At 70.9% G+C, this 14,440-nt stretch carries 11 protein-coding genes; 10 read left to right on the top strand and 1 reads right to left on the bottom strand.

Annotated elements, in window-relative coordinates:
* Positions 1-58 precede the first annotated feature (58 nt).
* Positions 59-4,174, top strand: a complete 4,116-nt coding sequence (locus tag ACR68M_RS07140) for a molybdopterin-dependent oxidoreductase (RefSeq protein WP_441251527.1) — start codon at positions 59-61, stop codon at positions 4,172-4,174.
* Positions 4,175-4,183: 9 nt separating this feature from the next.
* On the opposite strand, the gene ACR68M_RS07135 is transcribed toward ACR68M_RS07140, so the two are convergent.
* The gene (locus ACR68M_RS07135; RefSeq protein ID WP_441249588.1) at positions 4,184-4,960 is read right to left on the bottom strand and encodes a class I SAM-dependent methyltransferase; all 777 of its coding nucleotides are present in this window, start codon (positions 4,958-4,960) and stop codon (positions 4,184-4,186) included.
* Positions 4,961-5,149: 189 nt separating this feature from the next.
* Between ACR68M_RS07135 and ACR68M_RS07130 the strand changes: the two genes are divergently transcribed.
* The 9 genes from ACR68M_RS07130 to ACR68M_RS07090 all read left to right on the top strand — a co-directional run bounded on the left by ACR68M_RS07130 (position 5,150) and on the right by ACR68M_RS07090 (position 14,437).
* On the top strand, positions 5,150-5,857 hold the full coding sequence (locus tag ACR68M_RS07130; RefSeq protein ID WP_441249587.1) for a ribonuclease H family protein: 708 nt from the start codon (positions 5,150-5,152) through the stop codon (positions 5,855-5,857).
* A 402-nt stretch (positions 5,858-6,259) separates the two neighbouring features.
* Positions 6,260-6,991 (top strand): tRNA-dependent cyclodipeptide synthase, encoded by a 732-nt coding sequence (locus tag ACR68M_RS07125; RefSeq protein ID WP_441249586.1) that lies wholly within the window; start codon positions 6,260-6,262, stop codon positions 6,989-6,991.
* On the top strand, positions 6,988-7,962 hold the full coding sequence (locus tag ACR68M_RS07120) for a 2OG-Fe(II) oxygenase family protein (protein ID WP_441249585.1): 975 nt from the start codon (positions 6,988-6,990) through the stop codon (positions 7,960-7,962). The genes ACR68M_RS07125 and ACR68M_RS07120 overlap by 4 nt, the downstream gene beginning before the upstream one ends.
* Positions 7,959-8,849 (top strand): 2OG-Fe(II) oxygenase family protein, encoded by an 891-nt coding sequence (locus ACR68M_RS07115; protein ID WP_441249584.1) that lies wholly within the window; start codon positions 7,959-7,961, stop codon positions 8,847-8,849. The genes ACR68M_RS07120 and ACR68M_RS07115 overlap by 4 nt, the downstream gene beginning before the upstream one ends.
* Positions 8,849-10,255, top strand: coding sequence for a cytochrome P450 (locus ACR68M_RS07110; protein WP_441249583.1), 1,407 nt, complete (start codon positions 8,849-8,851; stop codon positions 10,253-10,255). Before ACR68M_RS07115 ends, ACR68M_RS07110 begins: the two co-directional genes overlap by 1 nt.
* The gene (locus ACR68M_RS07105; protein WP_441249582.1) at positions 10,256-11,203 is read left to right on the top strand and encodes a 2OG-Fe(II) oxygenase family protein; all 948 of its coding nucleotides are present in this window, start codon (positions 10,256-10,258) and stop codon (positions 11,201-11,203) included.
* Between the two features lie 51 nt (positions 11,204-11,254).
* On the top strand, positions 11,255-12,145 hold the full coding sequence (locus ACR68M_RS07100) for a 2OG-Fe(II) oxygenase family protein (protein WP_441249581.1): 891 nt from the start codon (positions 11,255-11,257) through the stop codon (positions 12,143-12,145).
* 40 nt (positions 12,146-12,185) lie between these two features.
* Positions 12,186-13,154, top strand: a complete 969-nt coding sequence (locus ACR68M_RS07095; protein WP_441249580.1) for a 2OG-Fe(II) oxygenase family protein — start codon at positions 12,186-12,188, stop codon at positions 13,152-13,154.
* Positions 13,151-14,437, top strand: a complete 1,287-nt coding sequence (locus tag ACR68M_RS07090) for a condensation domain-containing protein (RefSeq protein WP_441249579.1) — start codon at positions 13,151-13,153, stop codon at positions 14,435-14,437. The genes ACR68M_RS07095 and ACR68M_RS07090 overlap by 4 nt, the downstream gene beginning before the upstream one ends.
* Positions 14,438-14,440: the final 3 nt, after the last annotated feature.

Genomic DNA, 14,440 nt, shown 5'->3' with positions numbered 1-14,440 from the left:
GTCGCCGGCGGGGCGTTCGGCGGTGTGCCGGTTGGACTGAGGGGGGACCGTGACGGGGATGGACGGCGGTCGGGTGCGGACGGTGTGCTCGTACTGCGGGGTCGGTTGCGGGATCGTGCTCGATCTGCAGCTGGGTGCGGACGGCCGCCGGAGCGTCGCCAAGGTGTCGGGGGACAAGGCCCATCCGGCGAACGGCGGCCGGCTGTGCACCAAGGGGGCGACCCACGCGGACCTGCTGGCTGCGCCCGGCCGCCTGGAGACCGCGCTCGTCCGCACCGCCCGCGGTGAACCGGCGACGCCGACCGACGTGGACGCGGCGGTGACGGCCGTCGCCGGACGGCTGCGGGCCGTCCTGGAGGAGCACGGCCCGGACGCGCTCTCCTTCTACGTGTCCGGGCAGATGTCGCTGGAGGCGCAGTACCTGGCGAACAAGCTGGCGAAGGGCTTCGTGCGGACGAACCTGATCGAGTCGAACTCGCGGCTCTGCATGGCGTCGGCGGGCTCCGGTTACAAGCTGTCGCTGGGCGCGGACGGCCCGCCGGGGTCGTACGAGGACTTCGAGCGGGCGGACGCGTTCTTCGTGATCGGCGCGAACATGGCGGACTGCCACCCGATCCTCTTCCTGCGGATGATGGACCGGGTCAAGTCGGCGGGCGCGAAGCTGATCGTCGTCGACCCACGGCGCAACGCCACCGCCGACAAGGCCGACCTGTTCCTGCAGATCAGGCCCGGCACCGACCTCGCCCTGCTGAACGGCCTGCTGCACCTGCTCGTCGAGAACGGCCACACCGACCCCGGGTTCATCGCCGAGTACACCGACGGCTGGGAGGACATGCCGGCCTTCCTCGTCGACTACCCGCCCGTGCGGGTCGCCGAGATCACGGGGATCCCCGAGGCGGACATCCGGCAGGCCGCGCAGTGGATCGGCGAGGCGGGGGAGTGGATGAGCTGCTGGACGATGGGGCTCAACCAGTCCACCCACGGCACCTGGAACACCAACGCCCTGGTCAACCTGCACCTCGCCACCGGCGCGATCTGCCGCCCCGGCTCCGGGCCGCTCTCGCTCACCGGCCAGCCCAACGCCATGGGCGGCCGCGAGATGGGGTACATGGGGCCCGGTCTGCCCGGCCAGCGCTCCGTCCTGGTCGACGCCGACCGTGCCTTCGTCGAGGATCTGTGGGGGATCGAGGCGGGCGCGCTGCGCACCGAGGTCGGCCGTGGCACGGTCGAGATGTTCGAGCAGATGGCCGAGGGCCGGATCAAGGCCTGCTGGATCATCTGCACCAACCCGGTCGCCTCCGTCGCCAACCGCAGGACCGTCATCCGGGGCCTGGAGACGGCCGAACTCGTCATCACCCAGGACGTGTTCGCGGAGACCGAGACCAACGCGTACGCGGACGTGGTGCTGCCGGGCACGCTGTGGGCGGAGTCCGACGGCGTCATGATCAACTCGGAGCGGAACCTCACCCTGGTGCCCGGCGTCATCGACCCGCCCGGCCAGGCCGCCCCCGACTGGCAGCTCATCGCCCGCGTCGCCTGCGCCATGGGCTACGCCGACGCCTTCACCTACGCCGGCGCGCAGGAGGTGTTCGACGAGCTGCGGCAGGCCTGGAACCCCACGACCGGCTGGGACCTGCGCGGCGCGACGTACGAGCGGCTGCGGGAGACGCCGGTGCAGTGGCCGGCCGCACCGGGCGGGCCGGGCCGCAACCCGATCCGCTACCTCAACGACGGCGTCAGCCAGACCCTCGTCGAGCACGCCGACGGCACCCGCCCGCGCCTGGTCTTCCCGACCGCCACCGGACGCGCCCAGTTCTTCGCCCGCCCGCACCTGCCGGCCGCCGAACTCCCCGACGACGACTACCCGTTCGTCCTCAATACCGGCCGCCTCCAGCACCAGTGGCACACCCTCACCAAGACCGGAAAGGTCGCCAAGCTCAACAGGCTCAACCCCGGCCCGTTCGTCGAGGTCCACCCCGAGGACGCCCGTCGGCTCGGCATAGCGGACGACGACCACGTCGAGGTCGCCTCCCGCCGGGGCCGGGCCGTCCTGCCCGCCGTCGTCACCGACCGCGTCCGGCCCGGGAACTGCTTCGCCCCGTTCCACTGGAACGACCTGTTCGGCGAGTACCTCTCCGTCAACGCCGTCACCAACGACGCCGTCGACCCGATCTCCTACCAGCCCGAGTTCAAGGCCTGCGCCGTGGCCCTAGCCAGGACCTCGGCCCCGGTGCCGCGGATCCACCCGAGCGCCGAGCCGGCCGGTGACTCGGCCGTCGGCCCGGCCACGGCCACCCTGCCAGCGCTGGCCGCGACGTTCGGCCTCACCGACCTCGCCCCGCCGCCGCTGGCCGAGCACGAGCGCCGCTACCTCTCCGGCTTCCTCGCCGGCATCGCGGCGGCCCCGCCCGCCGGTGTGCCCGTGCTGCCGTCGACCGCGCCGTTCGCCCCGGGAACGGCCCTGTGGGTGGACGGTGTGCTCGCCGGCCTGTACTCCCGCACCGCCGCGGCGCCCGTCGGCAGTCCAGAAGTAGCCGATGCCACCGCTGATGTCGGCGCCTGGGAGCCGCCGGCTCGTGGGCTGCTCGTACTGTGGGCCTCGCAGACCGGCAGCGCCGAGGAGTTCGCCGCCGCACTCACCTCCCGCCTCACCGAGGCCGGCCGCACACCGACCCTGCTCGCCATGGCGGACGCGACCCCGGCGCAGCTCACTGCCGGTACCGACGTGCTGGTCGTCTCCAGCACGTTCGGCGACGGCGACGCACCCGACAACGGCGCCGACTTCTGGCAGGCGCTCAGCGCGGCGGACGCCGTACGCATGGAGGGTGTGCGCTACTCGGTGCTCGCCTTCGGCGACTCCAACTACGACGACTTCTGCGGCCATGGCCGGCGCCTCGACGACCGGCTCGCCGAACTCGGCGCGACCCGCCTCCAGCCCCGCACCGACTGCGAACCGGACTTCGCGGACGCCGCCGACGCCTGGCTCACGGCCGTCCTCGCCACCCTCGACGCCCCTGCGCAGGCACCAACTCCCGCAGTGAGCCGACCGACGAAGAACGACCCCTACCGCGCGCGGCTCTCCGGGAACCGCCTGCTCAGCCTGCCCGGCGCAGGCAAGGAGGTCCGCCGCTTCACCTTCGACATCGGCGACCACGTGGAGTACGAGGCAGGCGACGCGCTGGGCATCCGCCCCACCAACTGCGCTGATCTGGTGAGCGAATGGCTGGCCGTCACCGGCGTCGACCCGGCCGCCGAAGTCGTCCTCGCCGGCACCGCCGCCGCTACCGGCACCGTCACCTTCGCCGAAGCGCTCGCCCACCACCTCGACATCACCCGCATCACCCCCGACCTGCTGCGCCTCGCCGTCGAGCACACCGGCGACCGCGAACTCAGGCAGTTGCTGCGGCCGGACAACAAGGACGGTCTCGCAAGCTGGAGTTGGGGACGCCAGGCAGTCGATGTCCTGGCCCGGTATCCGGTCCGGATCGGTGCCCAGGAGTGGACGGACTTCCTCAAGCGTCTGCAGCCGCGCCTGTACTCCATCTCCTCGAGCCCCCTCGCCACCCCCGGCAAGGTCAGTCTCACCGTCTCCGTCCTGCGCTACGAGGGCCCTCGTCGGCAGCGGCGCAAGGGTGTCGCCTCCACCTTCCTCGCCGACGCCGAACTCGGCACCGAGGTCCCGCTGTTCGTCCAGCGTGCCGCGTACTTCCGCCCGCCCGCCGACCCAGCCACCCCTGCCGTCATGGTCGGCCCCGGCACCGGAGTGGCCCCCTTCATGGGCTTCCTCGACCATCGCCGCGCCCTGGGCCACCACGCGGGCAACTGGCTGTTCTTCGGCGAACAGCGCCGCGCCACCGACTTCCACTACCGCGAGGAGCTGGAGGAGCTGCACCGCCACGGCACCCTCTCCCGCCTCGACCTCGCCTTCTCCCGCGACCAGCGCAACAAGGTCTACGTCCAGGACAGGATGCGCGAGCACGGCGCCCGGCTGTGGTCCTGGCTCCAGGACGGCGCCCACTTCTACGTCTGCGGCGACGCCGGCCGCATGGCCAAGGACGTCGACCGGGCGCTGCGCGACATCGCCGTCACCCACGGCGGGCTGGACGAGGACGGTGCAGCCGCCTACCTGAAGCAGCTGTCCGCCGACCGGCGCTACGCCCGGGACGTCTACTGAGTTCTTCGTTCACGGGGTCGCTCGTACGATCACGAGCGACCCTTCGTATGCCGGGCGGTCGCGCAGGTGGCCGAACTCCTTGTCCCAGGCGCCGGATTCGAGGTCGTGGCGGAGGGTCCGGTCGAAGTTCTCGCGGACCTGGTCGTCGACGAAACTCCAGGCCGAACACGCCTGGCGGGCGCCCGGGTCGAGCAGCATCTCGGGGCGGCCGTAGTACGCCTCGTTGAATCCGTCGGTACAGTCCAGCGGGATGGGCACGGCCTGCACGGTGCCGGTGCCGCCCAGGGCCGAGACCAGTTCGTCGATGGGCGGGTAGCGGCGCGCCTCGGTGTCGAGGACCTCCGGCGCGTAGCGGTACAGCCAGAAGTCCCGGACCAGGGCGGGGTCGCAGGTCAGGATGACCACGGGCCCGCGGGTCACCCGCCGCATCTCGCGCAGGCCGACCCGTACGTCGGACCACTGGTGGACGCTGAACAGCGTCATCGCCGCATCGAACTCCCCGTCGGGGAACGGCAGGTCCTCCACGACGGCGTCGATCGCGGGGGCGAACCGCGCGGGCCGCTGGGCGCGCATCGACTCCGAGGGTTCGACCGCCGTCACCGCGCGCGCCGCGTTCTCGTACGAGCCGGTGCCGGCGCCGACGTTGAGCACGGTCGGGGCGTCGCCCAGGGCCTCGGCGATGAACCGGGCGATCCGCTCGTCCGGCCGGCGGTAGGACGAGTAGCCGGTGCCGATGGTGCCGTAGTCGGCGTCGCCGGCGCTGCCGTCCGCGGTGCGTGTGGTCATACGGTGTTACCTCGCCTCGTGAGCTGGAACAGTGGGTCCTGCTCATCCTGCAGTTGTGGCTGAAATCCGACAATCATTTGGCAAATGCTTGGGTGACAGTGACAACGTCCTCGCATCTGCGAAGGCTGCTGTTGGAGGTAATGACAGTGCGGCCACACGGTGTGCCCGGTGCCCTGGCATGATCGGTGCATGGTCGAACGAGTCATCGCAGCCTGTGACGGAGCAGCCAAGGGCAACCCCGGGCCTGCGGCATGGGCCTATGTGGTCGCGGACAGTGCCGGGGTGCCGCAGCGCTGGCAGGCCGGCCCGCTCGGGCACAGCACCAACAACGTCGGCGAGCTGACGGCGTTGCAGGAGCTGCTGGCCGCGACTGACCCCGCTGCACCGTTGGAGGTGCGGCTCGACAGCACGTACACCCGCGACGCGGCGACGAAGTGGCTGGTCGCGTGGAAGCGCAACGGCTGGAAGACCGCTGCCGGAAAGCCGGTGGCCAACCGCGAACTGATCCAGCGGATCGACGCGCTCCTGGAGGGGCGGGATGTCACCTTCGTGTACGTTCCCGCTCACCAGGTGAACGGCGATCCGCTGAACGCCGTCGCGGACAAGGCCGCCAGCGACGCGGCCCGTACCCAGGAGGCCGCCGGTGGGACGGCGGCCGACCTCCCGGTGCCCGAGGCGGCTTCCAGTTCCTCGCCGCGCGGCGGGCGCTCCGCCTCCTCGTCCTCCTCGTCCTCCTCGTCCTCCTCGTCTGCGAAGAAGCCCTCGGGTGGCTCGCGGACCCTGGCCGCGCGCTACGCCGGCACGTGCCCGTGCGCCCGCCCTTACGCCAAGGGCGACACGATCACCAAGGTGGGCACCAGCTGGGGACACCCGCAGTGCGCAGGCGCTCACGCCTGAACGCCTGAACGCCTGAACGCCTGAACGCCTGAACCCCTGAACGCTTGATCGACGCCAGGCCCGTGCGGCCGGCCCGCCGTACCCGCGTGCACCGGTGTGATGCCGTGCTGACCGCCGTACGTCTCGCGGGCCGGCCGTAGCCGCTCCCGGGCCCGGATCTGCTCGACCCGAAGTGCGCCGGAAGCCGGAGCCGTTGAGCCCTCGCGCGCGGCGGCGGCTTCGCCTGCTCACGCCCCCCGACGCACCCGTCGCACGCGCATCGTGCACCTCCAAAACCCCCTTGGACTGCTGGTTCACATGTGACATAGTACTGCTCATCAGCCGCACCACGGGGGACTTTGACGACCAGTCACACCCCTCGAGGCTCCTGCCGCGGCGAGCTATCAGACACTTGGGGGAGTCGTGGCTGGCACTCTGCCGATCCGGTCACCGAGAGATTCGCCGCCGGCGCGCTACAAGGCAAAGATCGCAGGAGTCGAGCCGCCGGCTCGGCGTAGCCAGTTCGAGCAGGAGCCGGCCTGCTTTCTCGGCGTCAGTCTGGAGAACCAGCAGTTCACGCCCGCCAAGGTCGCCGCGATGGCGGAGTGGGTGTCCAGACGGTTCAGCCAGTGCACCGTCCTGGTCGGTGACAGCATCCACCGGCTCACCCTGGCGGCGACTCGTGACATCACGGAGCCTGCGGCCATGGCCGAGGCGCTGCGCCTCGGCCGCGAGTTTCTGGATGACAGCAGCGCGGCCTTCGACGCCTATCGGGCGCAGACCAAGTTCGAGTTCCTGACCTGCCACGAGGTGCAGACCTGGGACGACTACCACGACTATCACACCCACCTGGTCGACATCTTCACATCGGACCAGGCTTTCGCGACCTCCGTCCGCAGTTTCGGGCAGGCCTATCACAGGCGGCGCGACGAGGGTCTGCCGGAGTCCGAGCAGGAGTGGCGCATCGATCTGTCCTGCCGCTACTTCCTGGAGGAATTCGCCATCTTCGCCTGCCTCAAGCGAAGAGGAATCGGGGTGATGGTGTACCCCGGGTCGTTCAGCACGCTGGCCGAGCTGGCGTCCGGAGGGCACCCGCAGGCTCCGTCGGAGCTGCAAGAACTCACTGTTGTATCCCTACAGTTGAAGGGACGATGAGCGTGGCGATCGGCGCCCCTCAGGAAATACGAGCAGGGCGGATCTACCAGGACGTCTATGAGAAGCGCAGTGGCGACAGCCACGCTGCCCAGGCGACTGCGGAGGCAGACCTGGAGGTGGGCTGGATCGCGGACGGCGGGCTTTGCTTCCCCGACGAGGCGGCCCGCAGGCGCGCGCTGGGTGACGGGGTCTTCCTGCTGAGGATCCCGGCCGGAATCGACCCGGCGATCGGAGACCGGTTCGCAGACGGCTTCCACCGCGGGGCGGGGGAGACGCCGTACGGACACTTCCGCGAGCTCGGCCCGGAGCAGTTCGGCGATCCGCTGCTCGGCTACCACCAACGAATCAACCAGATCGAGCAGTTCCTGCTGGAGCGCCGATTCTGGCAGGAGACCTTTCCGGCCGAGGTCCGCAGGCTGGGCGAGGAACTGACCTTCCTGTCAAAGAAGTTGCTGCGGTCGGTCCTGGTGGACGTGGGAATCCCACGGGCTCAGTGGCCGCTCGCGACCGGGCAATGCTCCGAGGGAGCCGGGTCCTATCACCTGACGTTCAATCACTATCGGCCACAGCTCGCCGAGATCGGGCTGAACTCCCACAAGGACGACGGGTTCCTCACGATCCTGCGCACCACCAGTCCGGGCCTGGAGGTCAGCCGCCGGGACCAGTGGGAGCGGGTTCCGGTCGAGACCGGCTGCTTCGTCGTCAACTTCGGTCTCTCGATGGAGATCCTCACGGCGGCCAGTGCCTGCCCGGTGGCCGCGATCATGCATCGCGTCACCCGCCAGACGGTTGACCGGTCGAGCTTCGGCCACTTCACCTCCAGCGGCTGCGAGCCGGGGCAGGACCACGGCATCTACCGCTTCCGGTCCGGCTCGGGGCTGCAACGCGTGTGTTCCTCACGTGAGTTGATCGACTCCAACGATCTGGAGATCTACCAGGGCACCGAGCGCCCGGAAACGGAGAGCCGGTGACCGCCTCGATGGCGCTGCAGCGCGCACAACTCGCCGGAGCAGAGCTGTCCTTCGAGACCGCCGGTGGGTTGGCGCAGGCGCTGGCCGACGGGTGCCTGCTGCTGGCGATCCCCGAGGATCTCGACCTCACCCCGGGCATCCGCCTCTGTCGTGAGTTCCACCGGCCGGCTGCACCGGCCGGCACCGAGCACGCCGCGTACCGCGGGTTCCGCGGCCGCGAGGGCGTCTACTTCGACCGGGAGAACTTCCAGACCGAGCACCTGCTCCTCGACGGTCCCGGCAGGCTGCGGCACCTGCCGCCCGAGGTGAGCCGGCTGTGCGAGCGGATGGACGGGCTGGGGCAGCTGGTCCTCCGGGCCGCGCTGGCCGGGCTGGGCGTCAGCAGGGTACTCTGGCCGCAGCTCACCGGCGGCGCGGTGGACGGCGGTGGGACGCACTGGTTCGCAGCGAGTCACTACCGCACCGAGCGCCCCCTCCTGGGCTGCGCGCCGCACCAGGACACCGGGTTCGTCACGGTGCTCTACATCGAGCAGGACGGTCTGGAAGCCCGGGTCGGCGACGCGTGGGTACCGATCGACCCGGTACCGGGGTACTTCGTGGTCAACTTCGGCGGCGCGTTCGAGATCCTCGGCCAGTCGCTGACCCCCCGCGTCCGGGCGATCCTGCACCGCGTCCGGCAGTGCGAGCCCACGGTGGGCCAGGAGGACAGGTTCTCCTTCGCGGCCTTCCTCAACCCGCCGGCCCACGGGCGGCTCCACCGGGTCGGCCCGGACGGGGCGGTCGAGGAGTTGCAGACCGTCGAGGAGTTCCTGCGCGAGTTCAACCGCGCGACCTGGGACGATGCGTACGGTGACTTCGGCATCGTCGGCACCACGGCGGCAGGCTGATGGCCGGCCAGGGCCCCTGGCCACCGCTGGCCCACCACGGCGGCCCCTGCCCGACCACCGGCCATCAGGCTCCCTTTCACGAGGCCACCGTCGTCCACGGCGGCCAGGCGAGCGACTACTTCCGAGCGGCGGGGATCACCGCGCTGGCCGATGCCCACGGCGGGTTGTGCACCTTCCGGCTGGGCGACGAGACCGCGCTGTACCAGTCGACCAACACCCCGTTGGTCGGCGAAGCCGACCTGGCACCGTCGACGGCGGCCAACAGCGAGCTGTTCGGCGACTTCATGGGGTCGCTGGAGCACTCGCACCCGGACCGGCCGGCGAAGCGGGCCGTGGTCGAGCAGTCACTCGGCAACGGCGTCTTCGTCGAGGGTCGGTCGGCGGAGATCCGTCGGCACACCGTGGAGTTCCTGGAGCAGGCGGCCGGGCGAGCATGGCCCACCGAGGAGTTCGTACTGCAGCTGGTCGCCCATGTCGACAGCCTGCTGAACGGGGTGCTGGACCTGCGGCAGCGCCCGCTGACCCACTACCTCGCGGCTCCGGAGTTCGGCCCGGTGATCCGTGGCTTCTTCGACATCGCCTCGGAGGTGATCAGCAAGAACAACGACGGAGCGCTCAGGGAGCTGGACGCACTCGACGACTTCGTCCGCGCACTCCTGACCGACAATCAGGAGTCTTTGGCTGCCGCACCCGCCACCAATCTGATTACCAGTCAGTTGGCTCTGTGGGGCGTCTCTGTGGCGGATGCGGCCGAATTGCTGACCGGTGCGCAGCTCAAGGAGCTCGCCACCGTCGTCGTCGCCACCTTCGACACCACGGCGCTGAGCCTGCTCTGGCTGCTCTGCCATCTCGAAGGCACTCCGGGCGTCCGTGCCCGGGTGCTGGCCGAGAGCGGCGCCGGACGGCTGACGGCGCTGGACCTGGCCGTCCTCGAAGCCGTTCGGCTCGGCGGGAGCAATCCGACCGCGCTGTGGCGGCGCACCGTCGCGCCGGTCACGCTGGAACACCGGGGCGCGAAGGTGGAGGTGCCGGCCGGGACGATGGTGTGGCTCGACCGGCGGCAGGCCAACCAGGACAGTTCGGTCTTCCCGGCCCCCGAGCGCTTCGCCCTGGCGAACATCCGTGCCGTGATGCGTTCGGACCGCGAGACGGTCTCCTCGCTGATCTCCCGCAGTCGTTACGAGATCAACTCGTTCAGCATGGTCAACTCCCCGCGCAATCCGCGGAAGTGCCCGGGGCGGCTCTTCTCCGTCCGGATGCAGTCCGTCGTGGCCGAGGAGCTGTACGGCCGCTACGACGTCCACGCGGAGGGCATCGACCTACGCCTTCGCCGGCACTCCTCGATGCCCCGCCCGGCCGCTGCCGGGACCATCCGCATCCACCCCAGATCCATGGAAGGCCAGTAGATGACCGAGCCGACCGCCTCAGCCACCGTGCGGGCCGAAGTGCTGCTGCCGCCGATGCCGGGCGAGTCCGAAGCGGCCGTCAGGTACCGGACCGCCGAGCTCGAGATCGCCGGACTCGTCGGTGACCGACTGGCGTTCGCGCATCCCGGCGGCTTCGAGCGTGCCCTGCGCCAAGGGTTCTTCCAGGTGCGGATCCCCGACGGTCTCGATCTCGCTGCCGGTGACCGCTTCGCCCAGCAGTTCTTCCGGGAGCCCGTCGGCGACCAGGACGACCGCTACCGCGGCTTCCGGGACGTCGCCGTCCCCGGCGACTACCAGGGCTACTTCGACCGCGAGCACGACCAGTGGGAGAACTTCTACGTCGAACGCGGCAACTGGGCGCTGCTGCCCGACGACGTGTCAGCAGTCGGTGCCGCCATGGTGGATCTCGGCATCGGGATCCTCCGTGGAGTCCTGACCGAGCTCGGCATCTCCCCGGCGGACTGGGCGGAGATCACCGGGGGCCTCACCGAGCAGGCCGGCCACCAGATGCTCGCGTTCAACCACTTCCGCGCCGAGAAGCAGGTGCGGGGTTCGAAGTTCCACCGCGACTCGGGCTGGGTCACCGTCCTGCGATCCACCGAGCCGGGCCTGCTCGCTCTCATCGAGGGAGAGCTGTGTGCCATCCACCCGGCACCGGGCTGCCTGGTGGTCAATTTCGGCAGCTCCATCGAGGTGCTGACCGCACAGCTGCCCACACCGGTGCGCGCCAGTGTCCACGGTGTGGTGCGGACGGAGCGCGCCGCGGGGCGGCCGGACCGCTGGTCCTACGTCACGTTCCTGGACTCCTCGCTCAGCGGGACGATCTACCGCTGGCTCGACGGCCGGCCACACGCACTGCAGTCCGTGGCCGAGTTCGCCGTTCAGGAGGTGAGCCGCACCTACGACGGCGACAACGCCACGCTGTAGCACCGCCGCCCCGCCGGCACCTCACCACCAGATCCTTCGGAAGGGAAACCCGTGACCGACACCCTCGACACACCGGTCGGAACAGGCCGTCTGCGTCTGCCCCGCGCCGAGGTCCGCGCCGACCGCCTGTGGTTCGCCGACCCTGCGGAGGCCCGCCGCGCGCTCGCGTTGGGTGCCTTCCTGGTCGCCATCCCGGCGGACCTCGACCCGCAGCCCGGCCTGGACCTGTGCCGCAGGTTCTACGAGCCGCGCACCGAACCGGCCGACCTGTACCGCGGCCACCTGACCGAGGAGCACGCCGACTCCAAGCTCGGTTACTCCGACCGGCCGGACCAGGTCGAGCAGCTCCAGCTGGAGAGCCAGCACTGGGACACCTACCTGCCCGCCGAGGCGGTCGCCCTGCTGCGCCGCATGGAGGCCGTGACGCTGGCGACCCTGCACGGCGTCCTCGAGATCGCCGGGGTGCCCGAGGCAGACTGGGACACCATCACGGGCGGCGCGAGCATGGGCAACGGCTGGTGCCACTCGACGATCAACCACTACCGGTCCGACCTGCGAGGGCGGGCCGGCATCGTGGAGCACACCGACAGCGGCTTCATCACGCTGCTGCACGCCGACCAGCCGGGCCTGGAGATGCGGCACGAGGGCGCGTGGGTGCCGATCGAGGTGCAGTCGCAGGACTTCATCGTCAACCTCGGCGACTGCCTGGAGGTGCTGGCGAAGCACCTGCCGCAGCCGATCACCGCAGTGGTGCACCGGGTGCCGGAGAGCGAGCAGCGCGAGCTCGACCGCTCCTCCTTCACCGTCTTCATGGGCCCCCGCTACGACATGGGCATCTACCAGTACACGCCCGACGGCGAGCTGCTCGTCAGCCAGGGCTTCCGCGACTTCTCGGTCGAGAAGGCCGAGAAGCTCGGTTACGAGTTCCACCCCCGCCTCTGACGGCCCACCGACCAGCCGCCACCGACCACTGGAGGGACAGATGACCGCGCCACCGTCACCGGGCTGGGAGCACGCCCGGCTCATCGGGGAGCGCCTGGAGTTCGACCGGCAGGGCGGGCTCCGCCGGGCACTGCGGGACGGCTTCTTCTTCGTCGAGTCGCCGGCCGGCCTGGACCTCTCGCCCGGCGACCGGTTCGCCGACGAGTTCCACCGCCCCGCCGGCCCGGGGAAGCCGGACGCCTACCGGGGCTTCCGGCACCTGACCGCCGACCGGATCGGCCCCAGGCAGGGCTACTTCCGCCGGGACGAGGACCAGACCGAGCAGTTCTTCCTGGAGAGCCGGCACTGGGACGGGATCTTCCCGGCCGAGCTCACCCGCCAGGCCGAGGCGATGCGCACCTTCTCACTGAGTATCCTGCGCGCCGTGCTGCACCACCTCGACCTGCCGGAGGAGCTGTGGGACGAGGCCACCGGGCGCGCGCTGTCCGACCGGGGCACCTACCACCTGACCTTCAACCACTTCCGGCCGGAGGTCAGGGCCCGTGGCCTGAACATCCACAAGGACTCCGGCTGGGTCACCGTGCTGCGCTCCGTCGAGCCAGGGCTGGAGGTGGACCGGGACGGCCGCTGGTGCCCGATCACCCCCGTACCCGGCACCTTCATCGTCAACTTCGGCTGTGCGATGGAGATCCTGACCGGCGCGGCCCGGACGCCCGTCGCCGCCGTCGCCCACCGGGTCGTCGAGCAGGGCGCCGAGCAGGCCGCCGGGCAGGCCGCCGGGCGGGGCGGACGGCCGGATCGCTGGTCGTACGCGCTCTTCGTCGACAGCAGTCTCGACCCGCAGGTGAGCCCCGGCCTCTTCGGCTACCGACCGGGCACCGGCCTGCACCTGGTCACCGACTTCGACCGGTTCCTCACCGACATCGTGCACAACACGTACCAGCGGGACACCAAGGGCCTCTACCGGCCCGGCGAATCGCCGACCCCGGCAAGGGAGCAGAGCCGGTGACGGTACGCCAGGGAGCGCCCGACCTCGGGCCCGCCAGCCTGCAGCAGCTCGCGCGCCTGCGCGACGAGCAGGCCCATGGGCGATTCGCCTCCATCTCCAACCTCTTCGCCGTCCCCGGCGACGTCGGCGACGACCTGCTCCGCGAGCGCCTGGCCCGGATGCTCCGACGTGAGGACGCGCTCCGGATCGTCGACGGCACCCTCGAAGGAGGTGGACAGGTCCGCTACGCGGCAGACCTCGCGCTTCCGCTGGAGTTCCGGCGGTGCGAGACCGAGGCGGAGATGCAGGCGCTCGCCGAGAGCGCGGCGAGCCGCACCTTCGACCGCGGCGGGCGGGCCCTGTGGGCCGTCACCGTCATCGGCTACCGCGACGCTGCGGGCCTGCCACGGCGGGCCGCCGCCACGGTCTTCGACCACTTTGTCACCGACGGCCACAGCATGCACCTGATGCAGAAGGAGCTCTGCCAGGCCCCGACGGCCCGCCCGAGAACGGCCGTGGGAGCGTACCGGGACTGGGTGGCCTGGCAGCGGGCCGAGTACCCGCTGCCGGAGACCCGACAGGCCGCTCCGGCCCGGGAGTTCTGGCGTCGGCACCTGGCCGGGACCAGCCCGGACCGCCCCACCGCGCTGCCCTTCGCCACCTGCCCGGCGCCGGGCGCGCCCGGTGAGATCACCTCGCTCAACCTGGCGCTGCCCCTCGGGGCGGACGCGCTGCGCGCCCGCGCCCGAACGCTCGGCGTCAGCCCGTTCCTCGTCGTCCTGAGCAGCTTCGCCGCGACCGTGGCCCGGCTCTCGGCGGTCGACGACCTCACCCTGCGGGTGATCGTCGGTGGTCGCCCGGCCGGTCACCTCAACCGGCTGGGCTGGTTCGCCGACTCCGTCCCGGTCCGGCTGAGCCACTCGTCGGCGGCCGACCCACTGCGCTCGCTGCCCGAAGTCACCAGCCGCTGGAACGAAGTCCTGGCCCACCAGACGACCCCTGTCGAGTACATCCGCGCCACCTGCCCGGCCGATGCGGGGGCCGAGGTCGAGGGGCCGCTGCGCCGCATGCAGCTCGTCCTGAACTTCGTACCGCAGGACCTGGGCGGCATGTACTCCGAGGAGGTGCCGGAGCGGACGGTGCCCGGAGACATCGACGGACTGCACCTGGCCCTGCTTCCGGGCACCGGCCAACGCCTGCGGATCGGTGCGATGTTCAGCCCGAGCGCGTTCCCCAAACAGGCGACCCGGGACTTCCTGCAGACCGCCATCGCCGACCTCGCCGCACTGGTCAACGACCGGTGACGA

This window comes from Kitasatospora sp. McL0602, assembly GCF_052076145.1.
GTDB lineage: Bacteria > Actinomycetota > Actinomycetes > Streptomycetales > Streptomycetaceae > Kitasatospora.
Note: the sequence above shows the minus strand (reverse complement) of the source record. Positions and strands in the feature narration are given on the sequence as shown.

Bases quoted from the DNA above. Each gene is read 5' to 3' on its own strand.
- ACR68M_RS07130 (WP_441249587.1), top strand. From the start codon at position 5,150: ATGGTCGAACGAGTCATCGCAGCCTGTGACGGAGCAGCCAAGGGCAAC.
- ACR68M_RS07140 (WP_441251527.1), top strand. From the start codon at position 59: ATGGACGGCGGTCGGGTGCGGACGGTGTGCTCGTACTGCGGGGTCGGT.
- ACR68M_RS07105 (WP_441249582.1), top strand. From the start codon at position 10,256: ATGACCGAGCCGACCGCCTCAGCCACCGTGCGGGCCGAAGTGCTGCTG.
- ACR68M_RS07095 (WP_441249580.1), top strand. From the start codon at position 12,186: ATGACCGCGCCACCGTCACCGGGCTGGGAGCACGCCCGGCTCATCGGG.
- ACR68M_RS07120 (WP_441249585.1), top strand. From the start codon at position 6,988: ATGAGCGTGGCGATCGGCGCCCCTCAGGAAATACGAGCAGGGCGGATC.
- ACR68M_RS07110 (WP_441249583.1), top strand. From the start codon at position 8,849: ATGGCCGGCCAGGGCCCCTGGCCACCGCTGGCCCACCACGGCGGCCCC.
- ACR68M_RS07135 (WP_441249588.1), bottom strand. From the start codon at position 4,960: ATGACCACACGCACCGCGGACGGCAGCGCCGGCGACGCCGACTACGGC.